Source organism: Phenylobacterium sp., assembly GCF_035276905.1.
GTDB lineage: Bacteria > Pseudomonadota > Alphaproteobacteria > Caulobacterales > Caulobacteraceae > Phenylobacterium.
The window spans coordinates 1-2,838 of record NZ_DATELG010000045.1; the positions used below are offsets into that span (position 1 = coordinate 1).

At 69.6% G+C, this 2,838-nt stretch carries 4 protein-coding genes; 2 read left to right on the forward strand and 2 right to left on the reverse strand.

What is annotated here, in order from left to right; all coding sequences use genetic code 11:
• Positions 1-403 (forward strand): peptide-methionine (R)-S-oxide reductase MsrB (msrB, locus tag VJS38_RS01725; RefSeq protein WP_324086428.1); only part of this gene is annotated, 403 nt, incomplete at its 5' end.
• Here msrB and VJS38_RS01730 read toward each other — a convergent pair.
• Entirely contained in the window at positions 400-867 is a 468-nt protein-coding gene (locus VJS38_RS01730) for a two pore domain potassium channel family protein (protein ID WP_324086429.1), read from the reverse strand. The genes msrB and VJS38_RS01730 overlap by 4 nt on opposite strands.
• 128 nt (positions 868-995) lie before the next feature.
• Between VJS38_RS01730 and VJS38_RS01735 the strand changes: the two genes are divergently transcribed.
• A complete protein-coding gene (locus VJS38_RS01735) occupies positions 996-1,793 on the forward strand; it encodes a phytanoyl-CoA dioxygenase family protein (protein WP_324086430.1) in 798 nt (265 codons plus the stop codon).
• Here the strand turns inward: VJS38_RS01735 and VJS38_RS01740 are convergent.
• Entirely contained in the window at positions 1,790-2,668 is an 879-nt protein-coding gene (locus VJS38_RS01740) for a BON domain-containing protein (protein WP_324086431.1), read from the reverse strand. The two genes, VJS38_RS01735 and VJS38_RS01740, sit on opposite strands and share 4 nt — an antisense overlap.
• Positions 2,669-2,838: the final 170 nt, after the last annotated feature.

Sequence of the window (2,838 nt, forward strand, 5' to 3'; positions counted from 1 at the left end):
GGAGGCGGACGTCCTCCTGCATCACGGGACCGAGGCGCCGTTCTGCGGCGGCCTGCTCGATCAGAAGGACGACGGGGTCTACTGCTGCCGGCTCTGCGGCCTGCCGCTGTTCCGCCACCAGACCAAGTTCGAGAGCGGCACCGGCTGGCCGTCCTTCTGGGCGCCGTTCGACGAGGCCCACGTCACGGCCGTGCGCGACACCTCCTACGGCATGGTGCGGATCGAGACCCGCTGCGCGCGCTGCGACAGCCATCAGGGCCACGTCTTCCCCGACGGCCCGCCGCCGACGCGCCTGCGCTATTGCATCAACTCGGTCTCGCTTCAGTTCGTGCCGACGGGCGAGGCCTTGCCGGATCCCTTGGGCCGCGGCGACAAGCTGCCGGCGTCCTCGCCCGCCGCCTAATCCTTGGCGATCGCCCCTTCCGGCAACGGATGGGCGGAATCCGGGGCCATGATCCAGCGCAGCGTCTGGAACAGGAAGGCGGTCGACCAGCCGATCAGCAGCATGCCGTTCACCGACTCCAGCACGCCGATGATGCGCCAGGCCTGCGGCAGGGCCGCATTTGCTTCGCCGAGCGTCGAATAGGAGCTGGCCGAGAGGTAAAGCGCCGCCTCGACGTCCGGCAGGGCGCCCAGCACGCGATAGGCGGCGGCATAGATCCAGATCTCGAGCCCGTGCAGGACGAACAGGCCGAGCGCGATGCCCAGCGGCACCAGCAGCCGGTCCAGGTGCAGCCAGGCGGTCTTGAGGAACCTCAGGTGCAGCCCGGTGAGCCGCATCAGCACCTCCAGCCCCACGAGGTGCAGCACCACCGTCAGGCTCACCAGCAGGGTGGAGACCAGCAGTTCGACGGCCAGCGGGCTCATCGGCCTCAAGCTCCATGCGCTAAAGCGCGAGGGCGTGAAAAATACTCTGTCGTGCGACGATCGGCGCTGAAAGCGTGGCTGGACCCTCGCCACTACATTCGAAGTCTCCCCTTCGAAGAGCGTTCCCGATGAATCTTACGCCAGCCGAAGCCCGGGCCCGCGCCGACGAGGTTCGCCAGACCAGCGTCACCATCCTGCGCGGCCTGATCCCCACCGCGACCATCGACGCCTGGAACCTGGCGTTCCAGCCGCTGCTGCAGGAGGCGGTGGCGCGCGAGGGCGAGGATCCGAACCGCGGCGCCAACCGCTACTACGTCACCCTGCCCTTCCAGGATCTCTGGGCCGATCCGGCGATCATCGACAACGACGCGATCATGGCGGTGGTCGAGGAGCTGGTCGGGGCGGACGGGGTGATGTGCCAGCTGGCGAGCGACACGCCGCTTCTGGGCTCCGAGCATCAGGCGCTGCACCGCGACACCCAGCTGCTGTTTCCCGAGAGCGGCGTCGAGACGCCGCCCTACCAGCTGGCGGTCAACTTCCCGCTGATCGACGTGACCGACGAGACCGGGCCCATGGAATACGCGTTCGGCACCCACATGCTGTCGAAGGACGAGGGCATGGCGAAGATCCAAAGCGGCGAGATCCCGCTGGCGCGCGGCTACATGCGGCGCGGCGACGTGATGATCCGCGACGTGCGCCACATCCACCGTGGCACGCCGAACCTTCGCGCCACGCCCAGACCCATGGTCGTGATCGGCTATTCCCGCCGCTGGCTGTTCCGTCCCGAGGTGACCATCCGCGTGGCCGCCGAGGTCCTGGCCGGCCTGCCGCCGCGCGCCCGACGCTGGCTGCGCTTCAATCCGGTCTTCGCGACCCGGGAAGAGGCCGCGCAGCGCCAGGAGAGCTATCGGGTGTTCGCCTACTAGCTCGGTTTCTTCGGCTCCGCCACAGTCCCGACGCCGGTCGCCAACTCGTTGCGCCGCATCTCGGCCTCCAGTGCACTCGAGCCGAACCCCCGCCCGGCCCCTGAAAAGGCCGCGTTCGGATCGACGCGCAGATTGTTCTGTACGTGTCGGACGCCGGACAGGTCTTCGACCAGGCGCTCGGCGCGGTGCTTGGCCTCGCGATTGTCGACATGGCCCACCAGCGTCACCTCTCCGTCCTTGACCGTCACCTCGATGTCGGTGGCGTCCAGCCAGGGATCGTCCGTCAGGCGGTCGTGGACGTCCTCGCTGATCCGCTCGTCGGGGCGCCGATAGCCCTTCGGGCCGCGGCCGCGGTGTCCAGGCGCCGCCTCGTAGCGGCGCTCGACTTCGTCGCCTTCGCCACGGAACCAGGCGCCGATCCGCTCGCCTGCGCGTTGCAGGAAGTCGCCGGAGCCCTCGTCGCGCGCGGCGTCGCCGTAGCGGACGCGGCTTCGCTGGAAATAGTCCTCGTAGTTGCGCCCAGGATCAGGGTCGCATTCCCGGCTTTCCCGCCGGCGCGCCTCGCGGTCGCGATCCGCGCGATAGCTGCGCGCGTCGTCGTCCGAGCCGCGATAGGCCTGCGGACCGCCGCGGACGATGCGGGATCGCCCGGCGTAATCCGGCGCGTCCTCGCGGTAGGCCCCACGCCGGCGGCGCAGCTCCTGATACCGCTCGTCGTCCTCCTCGGCCGCACCTGCCCAGGAACGGTCCTCCTCATAGTCCCGCGCCGGCCCGAGGCGCTCGCGATCCGCCTCGCCGCGGCCCAGAGCCTCGGCGCGGCGCCAGTCGCGTTCGCGCCACTCCCGGTCGCGCTCGTCCATCCACCGGTCCGCCATGACGTCATCCTCCGCATCGTCTGCGCTCCGGGCGCAGGCGCCCGCACGCGCGAGAACCCGAGAAAGTGGCGGTTGTTCCGGTTCGCGGCCTTCGACGACGCAGCGGCTTGCCACGGATCAATGTCGCATCCGCGGGGACGTGTGATGCTCAAGCATGTTCGCGAGCCGCG